Genomic DNA, 15,826 nt, shown 5'->3' on the forward strand with positions numbered 1-15,826 from the left:
CAGAACCTGGACATTCACGCGATCATTTCAGGATCGACGCGGCCCTAATGTCGTCGGTGTCAGCAGGAAACACCGCACCGACACTCGCTGGAGTTCATGATGCGCTCGCGTCTCGCCGCCCGTTCCGCCCGTCTCGTCCTGGCCGCCGCCGCGGTCACGGCACTCGCCGCCACCGCCACCGCCTGCGGACCCGAGGACATCACGGGCTCCGGCAGCACCGCGGCCCCCTCCGCCGCGGCCTCCGAGGGAAGCGGTGGGAGCCAGAGCCCCTCCAACAACAGCCCCTCCGTCAACGGCAACAACGCCTCCAAGGTCACCGAGGACTCCGACCCCGGCGAGTCCGGCAGCGAGTCCAGCGGTGAGTCCGGCAGCGAGTCCACCTCCGACAGCGGCGACAAGAGCGGTTACGGACAGTCCTGCGGCACCAACGATCTGGACTTCACGGTCACCTGGGAGGCCCAGCCGATCAGCTACTACCTCGTCACCGCCAAGGCCAAGCCCGGCATCACCTGCTACCTCGACGTCAACACCCCCAGCGTGTCCTTCGGCTCCGGCGCCGACGGCGTCGCCTCCCCCGTCGGACAGGGCGGCGAAGACCCCATCAAGCTCTCCGGCTCATCCGTCGCCTTCGCCGGCATCAACCCCAAGACCACCGACGGCGACGGCGGCAAGGAGTTCGACCACGTCATCATCGCCACCACCGAGGACGACCCCAACCCCGCCGATGTCGAACTCCCCGACATGGCCACCGTCGACAAGCCCATCGTCACCAACTGGTCCACCAAGCGCGACGAGACCATCCCCCGGGTCATCTGACCAACCGGACCGTGACCGGCGACGTCGCACTCCGCACCACGCCACCGGTCGACGCGTCGCCCCGGCGCCACCGCTGTGCTCGGAACGAGGGCTGGGCCCGGCCCGTGCATCGTGCAGGCCCGCCTGCCGTCCGAGCCGAACAGGAACGAGCCCCTTCCGCAGCGTGCCCGGCAGCGACCCGCGTCGGCAACCGCTGCTCCTGACGCGGTCCCTAGTCGTGCAAGAGGTCTTCGAACTCCCAGGAGTGTCCAGGCGCGTGGCCGACGAACAGCGTGCAGGCCTGCTGCCGTTGAGCGGCAAGTGCAGGGTCGACCCTTTCGCACGGTTCGGCACAGACGTACGTGAAGTGGTCGCCGTCCCAGCGCACCCATACGTCAAAGGTGCCGCGCCCCATGTCCTCCAGATGGCCGGCGTGCTCGTCGGTATGCCCCTGGGCCAGTTCGCAGACGAGCCAGTGGGGCAGCCCCGGACTACCCGCTTGCTGATGAGCTTGCGCGGTCTCGGACCAGGGCGGACAGGCGCGGGAATTGCAGTGGATCACCGTTGGGCCTCCGGTTGAGGGGACGTGGCACCCGGTCCGTGCGGCGAGCGGCAGCACACGGACGGGGAGGGGGCTCGGGAGCGCCGTACCCGGCCACGGCACGGCGTGACTGGACGGGCCACCCGGCGAGTGTCAACAGCAGGCCGGCAGTCGGGTCGAGCACGGTGAGCACGTCAGGTCCCCCGCCCTCCAGCCGCGCCATCGCGTGGTCCTGCTGGTCCGGGTCGTGTGCCCACGCCCGTAGCCCGTTCGGGACGGCGGGGCTCTGAAAGCCGATCGGCCGGACGTCCCGCGTGCCGGACGGTTGGGGCTCGGGCGCGCCGAGCCCGTCCGCGAGCCGATGCGCCTGCCGTCGCAGCCACCGGAGCGCGAGCCGGCGGTTCGGCAGGGTCGCCCTGCCGAGCGAGACGGCCCTCCCACCGGTCGTCGCGGTGATCTCCGCCAGATAGCGCACGCCGTTCACGCGGCGTGCTCCCCGGCCGGGAGCTGGACCACCGCTCGCAGCGCTTCGGCTGCCGCTTCCGTGAACGCCGCCGACTCGGCCGATTCCGCGAGGTGTTCGGCAAGCGCGCGGTCCAACTCGGCGCGGAACAGCACGCGGGTTTCGGGGTCCGACGCGATGCGGTCCAACTCGGCGTCCAGGCCGTGCTCCGGGACTCTCACAGCACCTCACCCCGACTCCGCGCGTTGCACCGCGCGTTCTGGGCTCGCAGCCGCTCTGTGGCATCCGCGGGACGTACGTGCTCGGGCTCGGCCTCCCACTCCTGCCCGCCGCACATCGGTCGCAGTGACCAGTACGGGCCGGCGAGCCCTCGGAACTCCCCGATCCTGTTCGCGTGGGCCGTGTCCACCATGAGTGTGCCGGGGGCGGGTACGTGGGCGGGTTCCTGTCCATCCGTGGGAACGATTTGCGCACTCATCGCCGCTCCTCTCCGTAGCGGTTTCGCTACTCAGGGCGTTCAGAGTGACCTAGAGTTGGAGTGTCCTCAACTTGGCTGTTTTGCTTGATGAGTTAGGAACTCACGTGGTCAACCGGAAGGCATTGGACCCCGAGACTTCGCCGGCGCAGGCGTTTGGTCAGCGCTTACGGCAAGCGCGGGACGAGCGCGGGTGGACGCAGGACGAGCTGGCCGTACGCATGGGCCTGACCGGGTCGCATGTTTCCGCCGTCGAAACTGGCCGCCGCCCACCAACTAACCGCTTCGCGCGTAGTGCTGACAGGGCACTCGGCACCGGAGACAAGTTCGAGCGAATGACCCGCGCGCTCAAGAACACCTCGCTCCTGGAGGGGTTCACGGACTTCGTCACCCACGAGGTACGAGCCGTAGAGATCAGGCTGTTCGAGCTCGGGATCGTTCCGGGTCTTCTCCAGACTCCGGAGTACGCGGCAGCGATCACTACGGGTGCCGTGCGGCGCGGAGCGATCACGGAGCAGCAGGCGGAAGAACGGCTGACGCTCCTCACGAAGAGGCAGGCATCCCTGGAGCGGACGCCCCCACCGCTTGTGTACGTCGTCCTTGACGAGAGCTGCATTCGGCGGGTGGTGGGCGGCCCCCGTGTCATGGCGGAACAGCTTGACCGGCTCGCCGCGTTCGCCGAGCTGCCGTCCACCGTCGTGCAAGTCGCTCCGTTCGATCTTGGTGAGCGGCGGTCGTTCGACCTGCCGGTAACACTGGTCGCCCTCCCCGACCGATCGCACATGGCATACGCGGAGTCTGCGCAGCAAGGGCGGCTGGAGCGCGATATGCGGTTCGTGCAGCCCCTGTTGACGGCATACCATCAACTACAGGCCGAAGCGCTGTCCCAAGCGGCATCCGTGGCCATGATCGAGAAGGTAAGAAAGGGCACCCCGTGATGACCGAATCCCCCCGCTGGTTCAAGTCCTCCTACAGCAGCAATGGTGGCCAGTGCATCGAGGTCGCGGCCAACTTTGCCGTCTCACGCGGCGTGGTACCCGTCCGCGACTCCAAGGATCTGAGCGGTCCCACGCTGTCCTTCCCCTTCGCCTCCTTCGTCTCCTTCGTGGCGGGCGTCAAGGCCGGAGGCTTCGGCACCGTCTGAGCAATCGATTCAGCGTCGCCCCATCGTGCCCGGCAGGGTGGGGCTTCGCTGCGGCGCGAGTCCTACGACCGTTCAGTGGTTCTCGGCTGCACCGGCCCAGTCGTCCGACGTGCCCGACGCGTCCGCCGGGAGCTTCGCCGTCACCACGAAGCCGCCGGACGGCCCCGGGCCCGCCTCCAGGGAGCCGCCCGCCGCCGCCAGGCGTTCGGTGAGGCCTTTCAGGCCGGTGCCGCCGATGCCCGGGGTGGGCGGTGCGGCCGGGTTCCGGCCGTCGTCGGTGACCGTCAGCCGGACCCGGTCCGAGGTTCCGTCGATCACGAACGCGCAAGCGGTGGCGGCGGAGTGGCGCAGGACATTGGTGACGGCCTCCCGAGCCACCCAGCCGAGCAGCGCCTCCGTCTGCGGCGAGAGCGGCGGCCCGGAGCGGCGGACGGTCGGCTCTATGCCGGCGGCGGTAAGCGCGGACCTGGCGCGGTCGAGCTCGGTGGCCAGGCTCCCCTCGCGGTAGCCGGTGACCGCCTCACGGATCTCGGTGAGCGCCTGCCGCCCGACCGACTCGATATCGGTGACCTGCCGGAGCGCCTCGTCCATGTCGTGCGGCGCGATCCTGCGCGCGGCCTCCGACTTGACGACGATCACGGAGATGGTGTGGCCCAGCAGATCGTGCAGATCACGGGAGAAGCGCAGCCGCTCCTTCTCGACGGCGGCGCGGGCCAGTTCCTGCCGGGTGGAGCGCAGTTCCATCACCGTCTCCGACAGGGTGAGCAGCGCGGCCGTCACCGCACCGGAGATGAACGTGCCGTAGGCCAGCGTCCACGGCGTCGACGCGCTGTCCCCCCCGCCACACCGCGACGACGCACGCGGCCACGGCGAGCACGAGCAGACCGACCGCCAGCCACTGTTTGCGCAGGACCGTCCCACAGGCCAGCGAGAGCAGCGGGAAGAACAGCAGCCAGCTGCCGCCGTACCCGGCCGCGAGCCCCAGCGTGACGGCTGTCAGCGCGGCCAGCAGCACGTACGTCAACGGACTCTCGCGCGCCCGCTTGTTGAAGCCCCGGACCACCACCGAGATGTAGAGGGAGTTGAAGGCGAACAGGCCGATGCCGCCGATCCAGGGATTGGGGGTGTCGCCCTGGAACAGATTGGAGAAGGCGCCCAGGCCCAGCAGCAGCCAGGGGAGCAGGACGTAGGGTCCGGGAGGTCCCGGACGCCGGTGCTCCTTGCGCCACTGCCGTCGCTCCGCACGCCGCCTGCGCCGTACCTCGCGCGCTTGCGATCCGCTCCCGAACATGTTCACTCCCGTCACACGGTCCTCGCGGACCGACGGTACGAGACCACGGCGTACGTGCCGAACAGCAGCAGCCACCCTGCGAGTACGCCGACGGTCGTGGCGCTGGGTGCGCGGCCGTCGGTGGCCGCCCAGCCCAGTTCCGCGAACCGGTTGGCGGGGGTGAACCCGCCGAGGGAGCGCAGCCAGCCGGGGAGCAGCTCCAGTGGGAACCACAGCCCGCCGACGATCGCGAAGCCCATCAGGCACGCGACGTTGACCACGCCGGTGCCCTGCGGGGTCAGCCGGTAGCCGTTGCCGATTCCGAGCAGGGTGAAGGGCAGGGCGCCGATCCACAGGAGCAGGACGAGTGCGGCCCACTGCCAGGCCGCCAGGCGTACTCCGTTGAGCAGCCCCCCGGCCAGCAGTACGGTGAGGATCGTCGGGAGCACCGTCACCGAACCGCTGATCGCGCGGCCCACGACCGCCTGCGACGAGGAGAGCGGGGTGACCCGCAACTGCTGGAGCCAGCCCAGCGACTTGTCGGAGGCGACCCCCGTACCGATCGACATCGCGGAGCCCAGTGCCCCGTACGCGGCCATGCCGACCATCGCGGTGGTCTTCCAGCCGTCGACGCCCTCGCCGCCGCCGATGTTGGTGAACAGCAGATACATCATCACCGGCATCCCGGTGCCGAAGATCAGGAAGAAGCCGTCGCGCAGGGTCCGGCGGATTTCGAGCACGATGTACTGGAACATCAGACGGTCTCCTTGCGGTCGGTCCGGCTCTCCGGAGCAGCCGTAGAGGTGAGGGAGAGGAACGCGGCCTCCAGCGTGGCGGGGGAGACCTGGAGGCCCCGGATCAGGCCGAGGCGGGCGAGCTCCACGACGGTGGCGTCCGAGTCGTCCGTGTGCAGCAGCGCCCGGTCCCCGGTCACCTCGACGACGGCGACGCCGGGCAGCAGATCGAGGCCCTCGGTGGGCCGGCCCGCCAGGTCGAAGGAGACCAGGTGGTGGCCGGCCGAGCCCTTGATGGATTCGCCGCTGCCGTCCGCGACGATCCGGCCCCGGTCGATGACGACGATCCGGTCGGCGTTCTCGTCGGCCTCCTCCAGGTAGTGGGTGGAGAAGATCACCGTGTTGCCGCGCCGGGCGTAGGCCCGCATGGAGTCCCAGAAGGCGCGGCGTCCGTCCACGTCCAGGGCCGCGGTCGGCTCGTCCAGCACGATCAGCTCCGGGTTGCCGGCCAGCGCGACGGCGAACCGGACCCGCTGGATCTGGCCGCCGGAGAGCTTGTCGATCCGCCGGTTCGCGTACTGCGCGACCCCCGCCAGCTCCAGCGCCTCGACGATCGGCATCGGGCGCGGATAGGTGGAGGCGACGAAGGCGATCAGTTCGCGGACGGTCACTCGCTGGATGGGCCGCCCGTCCTGGAGCATCGCGCCGACCAGGCCGGCCCGGACCGCCTGTTCCGGGGAGCGGTCCAGTACCCGCACACTCCCGTCGTCGGGCTCGTTCAGGCCGAGCAGCAGGCTGATGGCCGTGGACTTCCCCGCGCCGTTGCGGCCGAGCAGAGCGACGGTCTCGCCCCGCTGGACGGTCAGGCCGATCCCGTCCACGGCCCGCACGCTCTGTCCGGCCCGGCCGAAGGTCTTCACCGCCCCGGTGAAGACCACCGCGGCCCCGTTCCCCGTTGTCTGTTTCATGGACATGACGCTACGGAGCCGGGGCCCCGTCCCGGCAGAGGCGCATGTACGGACTCCGTGATGACAAATGTCACCGCGCGGCCGGACGGGAACCGGGTGGCCGGATCGCGATCCGCCGAGTGATCTGACACAACGTCAGGAGTCTTCACAACTGCTGGGCGCTGCGTTATACATAGGGCCACCGGCTAGAACGCGTTCTAGAACGGACGCGGCTTCCGGTCCCGCACGACCTCGGTGCGGCCGACGGTGCGGACGGCCGCGCCGAGGTCTTCCCACCATCAAGGAGCAGCTTTCCCATGCCCATTGATGCCGCAGAGGCGGTTGCCGCCGAACCCCGCTCGACCTCGGTCAGCTGGGACCACAAGGACATCCAGCTCTACCATCTGGGCCTCGGAGCGGGGACGGCCCCCGGCCGGCCCGACGACGCCACCGATCCGGACGAGCTCCGCTACACGCTGGAGTCCCGGCTCCACGTCCTGCCGAGCTTCGCCACCGTCGCGGGCGCCGGCCTCGCGACGGGCGGCGGCCTCGCGGCGCCCGGGGTCGACGTCGACCTCGCCGCCGTGCTGCACGGCGGTCAGTCCGTACGCCTGCACCGGCCGATCCCCGTACGGGGCAACGCCGTTCAGAGCTCGAAGGTCGCCGCCGTGTACGACAAGGGCAAGGCGGCGGTCCTCGTGCTGCGCACCGAGGCCACCGACGACGACGGCCCGCTGTGGACCAACGACGCTCAGATCTTCGTACGCGGCGAGGGCGGCTTCGGCGGCGAGCGCGGCCCCTCCGAACGGCTCGCCCTGCCCGACCGCGCCCCGGACCGGGTGGTGGAACGGCCGGTCCGGCCGGACCAGGCGTTGCTCTACCGGCTCTCCGGGGACTGGAACCCACTGCACGCCGACCCGGAGTTCGCCAAGCTGGCCGGCTTCGACCGGCCGATCCTGCACGGGCTCTGCACCTACGGGATGACGCTCAAGGCGGTGGCCGACACCCTGCTGGACGGCGAGGTGTCCCGCATCGGCTCGTACCGCACCCGGTTCGCCGGGATCGTCTTCCCGGGCGAGACCCTCCGTATCCGGATGTGGGCCGGTGACGGCCGGGTCCAGGTGGTGGTGACCGCCGTCGAACGCGACGACGCCCCGGTCCTCGCCGACACGCTCGTCGAACACTCCTGAAGCACGTACCGACCCCGAGGGGAGCCGCACCATGCGCGCAGCCGTACTGCACGAGATAGGCCAGGACAAGCTCGAAGTCCTCGACGACGTCGAGGCGGTGGGCTTCGGCCCCGGCAAGGTCAGGCTCCGCATCCGGGCCACCGGACTGTGCCACTCCGATGTCTCCGCGATGAGCGGGGTGCTGCCGCAGCCCGCCCCCTTCATCCCCGGCCACGAGGGCGCCGGTGAGGTGCTCGACGTCGGCGACGGGGTGAGCGGGCTGAGCGCGGGGGACCGGGTGCTGGTCTGCTGGCTGCCCGCGTGCGGGGAGTGTCCTTCCTGCAAGCGCGGCCAGACCCAGCTCTGCCTCGCCGGGTTCATGAACGCGGGCACCCCCAACTTCAAGCGCCCCGGCGGCGATGTGTTCGGCTTCGCCGGTACCGGCACTTTCACCGAGGAGGTCGTCGTCGGCGCGGGCTGCGCGGTGCCGATCCCCGACGACGTGCCGTTCGAGATCGCCGCGCTGATCGGCTGCGGGGTCACCACCGGCCTCGGCGCGGCCATCAACACCGCCAAGGTGGAAGCCGGTTCGTCGGTCGCCGTGATCGGCTGCGGCGGCGTCGGCATCTCCACCATCCAGGGCGCCAGGGTGCAGGGCGCCGCCCAGATCATCGCCGTGGACCCGGTGGCCTCCCGGCGCGAGGCGGCGCTGCGGTTCGGTGCGACCGAGGCCGTCTCGCCCGACGAGTTCGCCGACGCCAAGCAGCGGATCACCGCGGGCGAGGGCTTCGACTACGTCTTCGAGGTCGTCGGCAAGTCGGTCACGGCCCGCACGGCGTACGAGAACACCCGGCGCGGCGGCACCCTCTGCATCGTCGGCGCAGGCGCCATGGACGACAACTTCCAGGTCAACATGTTCGAGCTGTTCTTCGACGAGAAGCGGATCCTGCCCTCCATGTACGGGGGAGGGGACGTGCTCCGGTCGTACGAGCGGGCCATCGCGCTCTGGCGGGCCGGCCGCATCGACCTCGAATCGATGATCACCCACCGGGTGCGGCTCGACGGCATCAACGACGCCCTCGACCAGATGCGGACCGGCGAGTCGCTGCGTACCTGCATCGAACTCTGACCCCCCGCGGCACCGCCCCGCCCCCTCCCGAGAGGACCCCGAGATCCGATGTCACTCCCCCTGGACGGACTGTCCGCGATCGTCACCGGCGCCGGCCGCGGCCTCGGGCGCGCCGAAGCGCTGGAACTGGCGCGGCTCGGCGCGGCCGTCGTCGTCAACGACTACGGGCAGCCGGGCCGCGACGGCTCCGGCGAGGCGTCCGCCGCGCCCGCCGAGCAGGTCGCCGAGGAGATCCGGGCGGCCGGTGGCCGGGCGGTCGCGCACCTCGGCGACGTGTCCGACCACGAGCAGGCCCGCGCCCTGGTGGAACTGGCCGTCGAGACGTACGGACAGCTCGACGTCCTGGTCAACAACGCGGGCATCCTGCGCGACCGGATGATCTTCTCGATGACCGAGGACGAGTGGGACTCGGTGATACGGGTCCACCTCAAGGGCCACTTCAACACCACGCACTTCGCCGCCGCCCACTGGCGGTCCCGGTCCAAGGCCTCCGGCGGCCCGGTCTACGGCCGGATCGTCAACACCTCCTCGGAGGCGTTCCTGGCCGGCTCGGCGGGCCAGCCCAACTACGCGGCGGCCAAGGGCGGCATCGTCGGGCTGACCACCTCCACCGCGCTGGCCCTGGCCAAGTACGGAGTCACCGCCAACGTCATCTGCCCGCGCGCCCGGACCCGGATGACCGAGGACGTCTTCGCGGGCTTCCAGGAACCGCAGGACGGGCGGCTCGACGCGCTCGCCCCCGAGCATGTCTCGCCGCTCGTCGGCTATCTGGCGTCCCCGGCGGCCGCCAAGGTCAACGGGCAGCTGCTCGTGGTGCACGGCGGGATGGTCGCGATCGTCGAACGCCCCAGGGTGGCGGCGAAGTTCGACGCGGAGAAGGAGACGTTCTCCTTCGACGAGCTGGACGAGCTGATCTCCCCGTACTACGCGGACCGCCCGCCGAACGAGACCTTCGCGGCGGCGGAGGTGCTCGGCCTGAAGCGGGGCTGAGCGGCCGACCCGCACGGGGGAGGGCCCCGAAGCCGGTCGGCCGCGGGGATCAGTACATGGGGATCAGTACATGGAGAGGGCCCCCGCGGCGGTCGGCCGCGGGGGCCCTCCCTTCCCCGTTTCCCTCGTTGATGTCCAGGCGGTCAGGCCGCCCTGCTGCCCCCTTCGGAGGTGCGGCGGTGGCGGCCGAGCGGTTGTGCTGCCGAGTCGTCCGGCGCCACACCCCCTCGGTGCTTTCCGGAGCCGCCGGCGTCGGCCCGTTCCGCGTCCGCCCCCGGCGGACGCGGCTGGGTCGTGTCGGTTCGGGCTTCAGGCATGTGGGAAGTCACCCCGTTGTGATCGCTTACGTGTTTGTCTCCGGGGCCATCACGCCACCGTCAACCGGGAAACGGTCACCGTCGGCGACCTCGGTGCGCGAATGCGTGAGCCCCCGGTCCAACTTTAGACCGGCCGGCACCTGGAGGGCGGTACGCCCCACGAGAGGCGCCTGCCCCAATGGAACCGGCTTGCACACAGAAGGAGGCGCCGCGGCCGCGGACGGTTGCATACCGCTTCCCGGGTATCCGGCCGGGTACCGTCCCGCGGCCGGTTCCACATCGGCCGGTGCCTCCAGGAGCGCGACCGCGCAGGCCGTCTCCCCGTTCGCGTACGGAAGCCGGAGTACGCCCTCGCGGGACCAGACACCACTGCCCGCCAGCCATCCCCCGGGCACCGGGAGCTGGTGCAGCATGCGGCCCGCGGGACGCCACACCCCCACCCAGCTGCCCGCCGCCCCGTCGATCCGCAGGGCGACCGCGCAGCTCTCCGGCATCAGCATCTGCCCCGGCTGCACGGCGAACGGCGTCATCGCGGCGTCCGGCAGCCGCAGGCACTCCGGGAAGCGCACCGGCAGACAACTGCCCAGCACCCCCCAGCCCAGCCGGTCGTGCCCGGGTGCGTCCGAGCGGATCAGCAGGAGACCGCTGTCCGGATCGGCGAGCAGCAGCCGGTCGTTGCTGTCCGGTGCGATCTGGAGCAGCGGTGTCATCTCGGCGCCCCGCCCCAGGTCCACCGCGACCGCCTTCACCGGGCCGCCCCCGGCCGGCTCCCGGTCCAGGGCCAGCAGCCGGCCGGCCCGGTCCAGCCAGACCCCGCCGGAGCAGCGCCCCGGCAGTTCCGCGATCTGCTGCGGCCCGGACGGACCGCCCGCCACCAGCCAGAGCCCGGTGGAGTACGCGCCGGCCGACAGGGCGTACGCGCTGACGCCGTCCGGTGAGGGCGGCAGCAGGGTCAGCTCCGCGCACTCGACCGCGCCCAGCGGCAGTTCACCGGTGCCGGGGCCGGTCGGGTAGAGCAGCGAGAGGGTGTGCCGGTCCGCGACCCGGCGCCGGATGAGCACCCGCCCGTCGGCGAGCGGCAGCACCTGCGAGTCGGCCTCCTCCGGCTGGTTGAGGGGGAGCGGCACGGCGTACGGCTCGGGCCCGTCCAGCGTCCAGCGCTCCGGGTACCAGGCCGTGTCGGTGGTGGCGTCGGCGCCCGCCTCGCCGGTTCGGTGCGCCTGGACGCGGGCGGCCGTGAGCCGGGCCGCGTACGCGCCGTCCGCCGTGATCGTGAACGCGGGTGTCGGCAGGACCGTTTCGGCAGGGACTCGCGCCGGTGCGGGCAGGGCCACCGGTACGGGTGGAACCACCGGCTCCCGCGGATCAGCTGCGTCCGCCGGTGGATCCTTCGCGGGATCCTCCGTCGCGTCCGCCGCCGGATCCGGGGGCTCCGCGGCCCCGTCCGGCTCGTCGGACCCCGGCTCCACCGGCTCACCGGCTTCGACCGCCACCGCGGTCCCGTCCTCGATGGCACAGGCAGTCATCGACTCGTCACCTCCGGCCATCGAAGCTAGTTTTCGCACTTCCTGCCGAACAACACGAGACCCGCCACTTCACACATATGGGTGGCGATGCCCGTATTCACCTGAGAGAGAGGGGGTGGTTGTGCTTCGCGACAGACGCGTGGCTAAGGTAAGGCATTCCTAAGTGTTGCCTGTGTGATCCACAACTGGAGCAAGTGATGTCCCTTCGACGCCGCGGCACCGCCGCAGTCGGCCTGGCCGTAGTCGCCGCCCTGTCCCTCTCGGCCTGCGGGAGCGACGACGGTTCGTCGGGCGGCTCGGCCAAGTCCGAGGCCGGTGGCGAGAAGAAGGCCGCGGTCGCGACGGGCGGCAAGGACTTCGGCGACGCGGCGAAGAAGACGGCGGAGTACGGGACCGACGCCCCGGCGGGTCAGTTCCCGCGCACACTCACCCACGCCATGGGCAAGACCGAGCTCAAGGCCGCTCCGAAGCGCGTCGTCGTGCTCGACGTCGGCGAGTTCGACAACGTGGTGTCGCTGGGTGTGAAGCCGGTCGGCTACGCCCCCTCCGAGGGCGACGCGGCCATCCCCTCGTACCTGAAGAAGCGCGCCGGCGACCCATCGAGCGTCGGCACGATCAACAACCTCAACCTTGAGGCGATCGCCGGGCTGAAGCCCGACCTGATCCTCGGCAGCCAGCTGCGCGCGGCCGACAAGTACGACGAGCTGTCCAAGATCGCGCCGACCGTGTTCTCCATCCGTCCGGGGTTCACGTGGAAGGAGAACTACCTCCTCAACGCCGCGGCGCTGGACAAGACGGCCAAGGCCGAGTCGGAGCTGGGTGCCTACGAGGCGAACGCGAAGAAGCTGGGCGAGGACGTCGGCCCGAAGAAGCCGACCATCTCCATGGTCCGCTACCTGCCGGACAAGATCCGCCTCTACGCCAAGGCCTCCTTCATCGGCACGATCCTCGACGACGCCGGCCTGCCGCGGCCCAAGAACCAGCAGATCAACGAGCTGGCCGCGGAGATCAGCCCGGAGAAGATCGACGAGGCGGACGCCGACTGGATCTTCACCGGTGTGTACGGCGACGTGAAGGCCACCAAGCGCGACACCGCCCAGTCCAACCCGCTGTGGAAGAACCTCACGGCGGTCAAGGAGGGGCGGGCCAAGAACGTCTCCGACGAGACCTGGTACCTCGGCCTCGGCGTCACGGCCGCGAACCTGGTCCTCGACGACCTCCGCGCCGACCTGGTGAAGTAACGATTCATGACCGGCCGCCGGTCCGTCCCCACGGGCCGCGGCGGCCATGGACCACGGGGCACGGAGGACAGGTAGCCTTTCCTCCGTGCCCCGTCTGTCTGAAGTCATCGCCGAGCTCGACGCCCTCTGGCCGCCCGAGTGGGCCGAAGGATGGGACGCGGTCGGCACCGTCTGCGGTGATCCGGACGCCGAGGTCGACCGGGTGCTCTTCGCCGTCGATCCCGTCCAGGACATCGTCGACGAGGCGCTGAAACTCGGCGCCCAGCTGATCGTCACCCACCACCCGCTCTATCTGCGCGGCACGACGACGGTCGCGGCCGGCACCTTCAAGGGCCGGGTCGTGCACACGCTGATCAAGCACGACATCGCGCTGCACGTGGCCCACACCAACGCCGACTCCGCGGATCCCGGCGTCTCGGACGCCCTCGCCGGCGCCCTCGACCTGCGCGTCGAGCGGCCCCTCGTACCGGACCCGACGGACCCCACGGGCCGCCGGGGCCTCGGCCGGATCTGCACGCTCGACCACCCGCAGACCCTCGGCGAATTCGCCGCCCGGGCCGCCGCCCGGCTGCCCGCCACCGTGCAGGGCATCCGGCTGGCCGGCGACCCGGACGCCCTCGTGCGCACCGTCGCGGTGAGCGGCGGATCGGGCGACGGCCTCTTCGACGCGGTGCGCGCCGCGGGTGTGGACGCCTTCCTCACCGCGGACCTGCGCCACCACCCGGCCTCCGAGGCCGTCCAGCACTCGTCGCTCGGCCTGGTCGATGCCGCACACTGGGCCACCGAATGGCCGTGGTGCGAACAGGCCGCTGCCCAGCTCGACGCGATTTCCGACCGCCACGGATGGGACCTGCGGGTCCATGTCTCGAAGCAGGTCACCGACCCCTGGACCACCCACCACTCTTCTGGAGCCCCCAACTGAACGCCGCGCCCGCCGACCAGATCCGACTCCTCGACGTCCAGGCCCTCGACCAGCGCCTCTCTCAGATCGCGCACAAGCGCGACACCCTCCCCGAGCACGCCGAGATCGAGTCCCTCACGACCGACCTCGCCCAGCTCCGCGACCTCCTCGTCGCCTCCACGACCGAGGAGAGCGACACCGCCCGCGAGCAGATCAAGGCCGAGCAGGACGTGGACCAGGTGCGCCAGCGCGCCGCCCGCGACCAGCAGCGGATGGACTCCGGCAGTGTCACCTCGTCCAAGGACCTTGAGAGCCTGCAGCGGGAGATCGTCTCGCTGGCCAAGCGCCAGGGCGACCTGGAGGACGTCGTCCTCGAGGTGATGGAGCGCAGGGAGTCCGCGCAGGAGCGGGTCACCGAGCTGACCGACCGGGTCTCCGCCGTCCAGGCCAAGGCCGACGACGCGACCGCCCGCCGGGACGCCGCGACGAACGAGCTCGACGAGGAGACCGCGACGCTCACCAAGGAGCGCGAGGTCGTCGCCGGTTCCGTCCCCGCGGACCTGCTCAAGCTGTACGACAAGCTCCGCGCCCAGCAGGGCGGGGTGGGCGCCGCCCGCCTCTACCAGCGCCGCTGCGAGGGCTGCCGGCTGGAGCTCAACATCACCGAGGTCAACGACGTGAAGGCCGCGTCCCGCGACACGGTGCTGCGCTGCGAGAACTGCCACCGCATCCTGGTCCGCACCGCGGACTCGGGTCTGTAGTGACCCCGCCGCGCCAGTTCGTCATCGAGGCCGACGGCGGCTCCCGGGGCAACCCGGGGCCCGCCGGGTACGGTGCGGTCGTCATCGACCCGGTGACGGGGGAGACGCTGGCCGAGGCGGCCGAGTACATCGGCGTCGCGACGAACAACGTCGCCGAGTACAAGGGCCTCATCGCCGGTCTGCGGGCGGCGAAGGCACTCGTGCCGGACGCCTCGGCCGACGGCGGTCCGCGGGTGCACGTCCGGATGGACTCCAAGCTGGTCGTGGAGCAGATGTCGGGCCGCTGGAAGATCAAGCACCCGGACATGAAGCCGCTCGCGGCCGAGGCCGCCCGGATCCTTCCGGCGTCCGCCGTCTCCTACGAGTGGATCCCGCGCGAGAGGAACAAGCACGCGGACCGGCTCGCGAACGAGGCGATGGACGCGGGCAAGCGGGGCGAGCAGTGGGAGCCGTCGTCCTCGACGGCCGTCCTCGACACCCCGAAGTCCTCGGTGGCCGCCGCCCTGCCGCCGGTCTCCGGTCCGCCGGGCGACGCGGCGGCCGGTGCGGCGAGGGCCAGGGCCGCACTGAACCGGCCCGCCGCCGGGACCCCGCAGGTCGGCTGGGGTGCCGCCCCCGACCTGGGCGCGCCCGCCACCTTCCTCCTGCTGCGGCACGGTGAGACCGCCCTCACCCCTGAGAAGCGGTTCTCCGGCAGCGGCGGCACCGACCCCGAGCTCTCCGCCGCCGGCCGCAGGCAGGCCGAGTGCGCCGCCGAGGCCTTCGCCGCCCGCGGCACGGTGCAGGAGATCGTCAGCTCCCCGCTGCTCCGCTGCCGCGAGACGGCCGACGCGGTGGCGGCCCGGCTGGGCCTGGAGGTCCGGATCGAGGACGGCCTGCGCGAGACGGACTTCGGCGCCTGGGAGGGGCTGACGTTCGGCGAGGTCAGGGAGCGTCACCGCGCGGACCTGGACGCCTGGCTCGCCTCCGCGAAGGCGGCGCCCACCGGTGGCGGCGAGAGCTTCGCCGAGGTCGCCCGCCGCGTCGCGGCCGCCCGCGACCGCCTCATCACCCGCTACGCGGGCCGCACCGTGCTCGTGGTCACGCATGTCACGCCCATCAAGACCCTGGTCCGGCTGGCGCTGGGCGCACCGCCGGAGTCGCTCTTCCGGATGGAGCTCTCGGCGGCGTCCCTGTCGACCGTGGCCTACTACGCGGACGGCAACGCCTCCGTACGGCTGCTGAACGACACGTCCCACCTGCGGTAAACCCACCCGGGCGCACCGGCCCCGGACAGCACAGGGCCCCATCGGCGGGGGGAGGCCGATGGGGCCCTGGCGGTTCCGGCGAGGCGGGGGATACCTGCCGGAACCCGGGTCACCCGGAGTCCGGGTTCACGTCCCTGAAGGGTCTCGTGCCCCGGTTGCCGGGAAGCATGCACGCA

At 71.3% G+C, this 15,826-nt stretch carries 16 protein-coding genes and 1 pseudogene; 10 read left to right on the forward strand and 7 right to left on the reverse strand.

Annotated elements, in window-relative coordinates:
• Positions 1-99 precede the first annotated feature (99 nt).
• Entirely contained in the window at positions 100-816 is a 717-nt protein-coding gene (locus OG322_RS27025) for a hypothetical protein (RefSeq protein ID WP_329307771.1), read from the forward strand.
• A gap of 211 nt (positions 817-1,027) precedes the next feature.
• Here the strand turns inward: OG322_RS27025 and OG322_RS27030 are convergent, their stop codons facing one another.
• From OG322_RS27030 to OG322_RS27040, 3 genes are all read right to left on the reverse strand, one after another.
• Positions 1,028-1,357, reverse strand: coding sequence for a hypothetical protein (locus OG322_RS27030; RefSeq protein ID WP_329307064.1), 330 nt, complete (start codon positions 1,355-1,357; stop codon positions 1,028-1,030).
• A gap of 459 nt (positions 1,358-1,816) precedes the next feature.
• Positions 1,817-2,020 carry a hypothetical protein gene (locus tag OG322_RS27035; protein ID WP_329307065.1) on the reverse strand — a complete coding sequence of 68 codons (204 nt, stop codon included), beginning with the start codon at positions 2,018-2,020 and terminating at the stop codon, positions 1,817-1,819.
• The gene (locus OG322_RS27040) at positions 2,017-2,277 is read right to left on the reverse strand and encodes a hypothetical protein (RefSeq protein WP_329307066.1); all 261 of its coding nucleotides are present in this window, start codon (positions 2,275-2,277) and stop codon (positions 2,017-2,019) included. Before OG322_RS27040 ends, OG322_RS27035 begins: the two co-directional genes overlap by 4 nt.
• Before the next feature lie 104 nt (positions 2,278-2,381).
• Between OG322_RS27040 and OG322_RS27045 the strand changes: the two genes are divergently transcribed.
• Together OG322_RS27045 and OG322_RS27050 are read left to right on the forward strand one after the other, a co-directional pair.
• Positions 2,382-3,212 carry a helix-turn-helix domain-containing protein gene (locus OG322_RS27045; RefSeq protein WP_266412125.1) on the forward strand — a complete coding sequence of 277 codons (831 nt, stop codon included), beginning with the start codon at positions 2,382-2,384 and terminating at the stop codon, positions 3,210-3,212.
• Positions 3,209-3,418: a DUF397 domain-containing protein gene (locus OG322_RS27050; protein ID WP_266412126.1), complete on the forward strand. Its 210-nt coding sequence runs from the start codon at positions 3,209-3,211 to the stop codon at positions 3,416-3,418. The genes OG322_RS27045 and OG322_RS27050 overlap by 4 nt, the downstream gene beginning before the upstream one ends.
• Positions 3,419-3,490: 72 nt before the next feature.
• Here the strand turns inward: OG322_RS27050 and OG322_RS27055 are convergent.
• From OG322_RS27055 to OG322_RS27065, 3 genes and pseudogenes are all read right to left on the reverse strand, one after another.
• Positions 3,491-4,709 (reverse strand): annotated as a pseudogene (locus OG322_RS27055) (sensor histidine kinase).
• An 11-nt stretch (positions 4,710-4,720) separates the two neighbouring features.
• On the reverse strand, positions 4,721-5,443 hold the full coding sequence (locus tag OG322_RS27060; protein ID WP_266412128.1) for an ABC transporter permease: 723 nt from the start codon (positions 5,441-5,443) through the stop codon (positions 4,721-4,723).
• Complete coding sequence (locus OG322_RS27065; protein WP_329307772.1) at positions 5,443-6,360, reverse strand: ABC transporter ATP-binding protein; 918 nt, start codon at positions 6,358-6,360, stop codon at positions 5,443-5,445. Before OG322_RS27065 ends, OG322_RS27060 begins: the two co-directional genes overlap by 1 nt.
• Positions 6,361-6,686: 326 nt before the next feature.
• On the opposite strand from OG322_RS27065, the gene OG322_RS27070 reads away from it, so the two are divergent.
• The 3 genes from OG322_RS27070 to OG322_RS27080 are packed head-to-tail and all read left to right on the forward strand — an operon-like array spanning position 6,687 to position 9,657.
• Positions 6,687-7,559, forward strand: coding sequence for a MaoC/PaaZ C-terminal domain-containing protein (locus tag OG322_RS27070; RefSeq protein ID WP_329307067.1), 873 nt, complete (start codon positions 6,687-6,689; stop codon positions 7,557-7,559).
• A gap of 31 nt (positions 7,560-7,590) precedes the next feature.
• Positions 7,591-8,667, forward strand: a complete 1,077-nt coding sequence (locus OG322_RS27075) for a Zn-dependent alcohol dehydrogenase (RefSeq protein ID WP_123470423.1) — start codon at positions 7,591-7,593, stop codon at positions 8,665-8,667.
• A gap of 48 nt (positions 8,668-8,715) precedes the next feature.
• Complete coding sequence (locus OG322_RS27080) at positions 8,716-9,657, forward strand: 3-oxoacyl-ACP reductase (protein ID WP_124283904.1); 942 nt, start codon at positions 8,716-8,718, stop codon at positions 9,655-9,657.
• A 343-nt stretch (positions 9,658-10,000) separates the two neighbouring features.
• Here OG322_RS27080 and OG322_RS27085 read toward each other — a convergent pair whose 3' ends face one another.
• The gene (locus OG322_RS27085; RefSeq protein ID WP_329307068.1) at positions 10,001-11,500 is read right to left on the reverse strand and encodes a hypothetical protein; all 1,500 of its coding nucleotides are present in this window, start codon (positions 11,498-11,500) and stop codon (positions 10,001-10,003) included.
• A gap of 197 nt (positions 11,501-11,697) precedes the next feature.
• Between OG322_RS27085 and OG322_RS27090 the strand changes: the two genes are divergently transcribed.
• The 4 genes from OG322_RS27090 (at position 11,698) to OG322_RS27105 (ending at position 15,650) form a co-directional block, all read left to right on the forward strand.
• On the forward strand, positions 11,698-12,741 hold the full coding sequence (locus OG322_RS27090; protein ID WP_123470419.1) for an ABC transporter substrate-binding protein: 1,044 nt from the start codon (positions 11,698-11,700) through the stop codon (positions 12,739-12,741).
• Positions 12,742-12,826: 85 nt separating this feature from the next.
• On the forward strand, positions 12,827-13,663 hold the full coding sequence (locus tag OG322_RS27095) for a Nif3-like dinuclear metal center hexameric protein (protein WP_123470417.1): 837 nt from the start codon (positions 12,827-12,829) through the stop codon (positions 13,661-13,663).
• Complete coding sequence (locus OG322_RS27100) at positions 13,660-14,403, forward strand: zinc ribbon domain-containing protein (RefSeq protein ID WP_185095738.1); 744 nt, start codon at positions 13,660-13,662, stop codon at positions 14,401-14,403. The genes OG322_RS27095 and OG322_RS27100 overlap by 4 nt, the downstream gene beginning before the upstream one ends.
• Entirely contained in the window at positions 14,403-15,650 is a 1,248-nt protein-coding gene (locus OG322_RS27105; protein ID WP_123470413.1) for a bifunctional RNase H/acid phosphatase, read from the forward strand. Before OG322_RS27100 ends, OG322_RS27105 begins: the two co-directional genes overlap by 1 nt.
• The last annotated feature ends 176 nt before the right edge of the window (positions 15,651-15,826 follow it).

Source organism: Streptomyces sp. NBC_01260, assembly GCF_036226405.1.
In the GTDB taxonomy this organism is placed as follows: Bacteria; Actinomycetota; Actinomycetes; order Streptomycetales; family Streptomycetaceae; genus Streptomyces; species Streptomyces laculatispora.

What these genes read in the sequence shown, in the direction of transcription:
- OG322_RS27025 (WP_329307771.1), top strand. Translation starts at nt 100, where the DNA reads ATGCGCTCGCGTCTCGCCGCCCGTTCCGCCCGTCTCGTCCTGGCCGCC.
- OG322_RS27040 (WP_329307066.1), bottom strand. Translation starts at nt 2,277, where the DNA reads ATGAGTGCGCAAATCGTTCCCACGGATGGACAGGAACCCGCCCACGTA.
- OG322_RS27060 (WP_266412128.1), bottom strand. Translation starts at nt 5,443, where the DNA reads ATGTTCCAGTACATCGTGCTCGAAATCCGCCGGACCCTGCGCGACGGC.
- OG322_RS27070 (WP_329307067.1), top strand. Translation starts at nt 6,687, where the DNA reads ATGCCCATTGATGCCGCAGAGGCGGTTGCCGCCGAACCCCGCTCGACC.
- OG322_RS27075 (WP_123470423.1), top strand. Translation starts at nt 7,591, where the DNA reads ATGCGCGCAGCCGTACTGCACGAGATAGGCCAGGACAAGCTCGAAGTC.
- OG322_RS27080 (WP_124283904.1), top strand. Translation starts at nt 8,716, where the DNA reads ATGTCACTCCCCCTGGACGGACTGTCCGCGATCGTCACCGGCGCCGGC.
- OG322_RS27085 (WP_329307068.1), bottom strand. Translation starts at nt 11,500, where the DNA reads ATGACTGCCTGTGCCATCGAGGACGGGACCGCGGTGGCGGTCGAAGCC.
- OG322_RS27090 (WP_123470419.1), top strand. Translation starts at nt 11,698, where the DNA reads ATGTCCCTTCGACGCCGCGGCACCGCCGCAGTCGGCCTGGCCGTAGTC.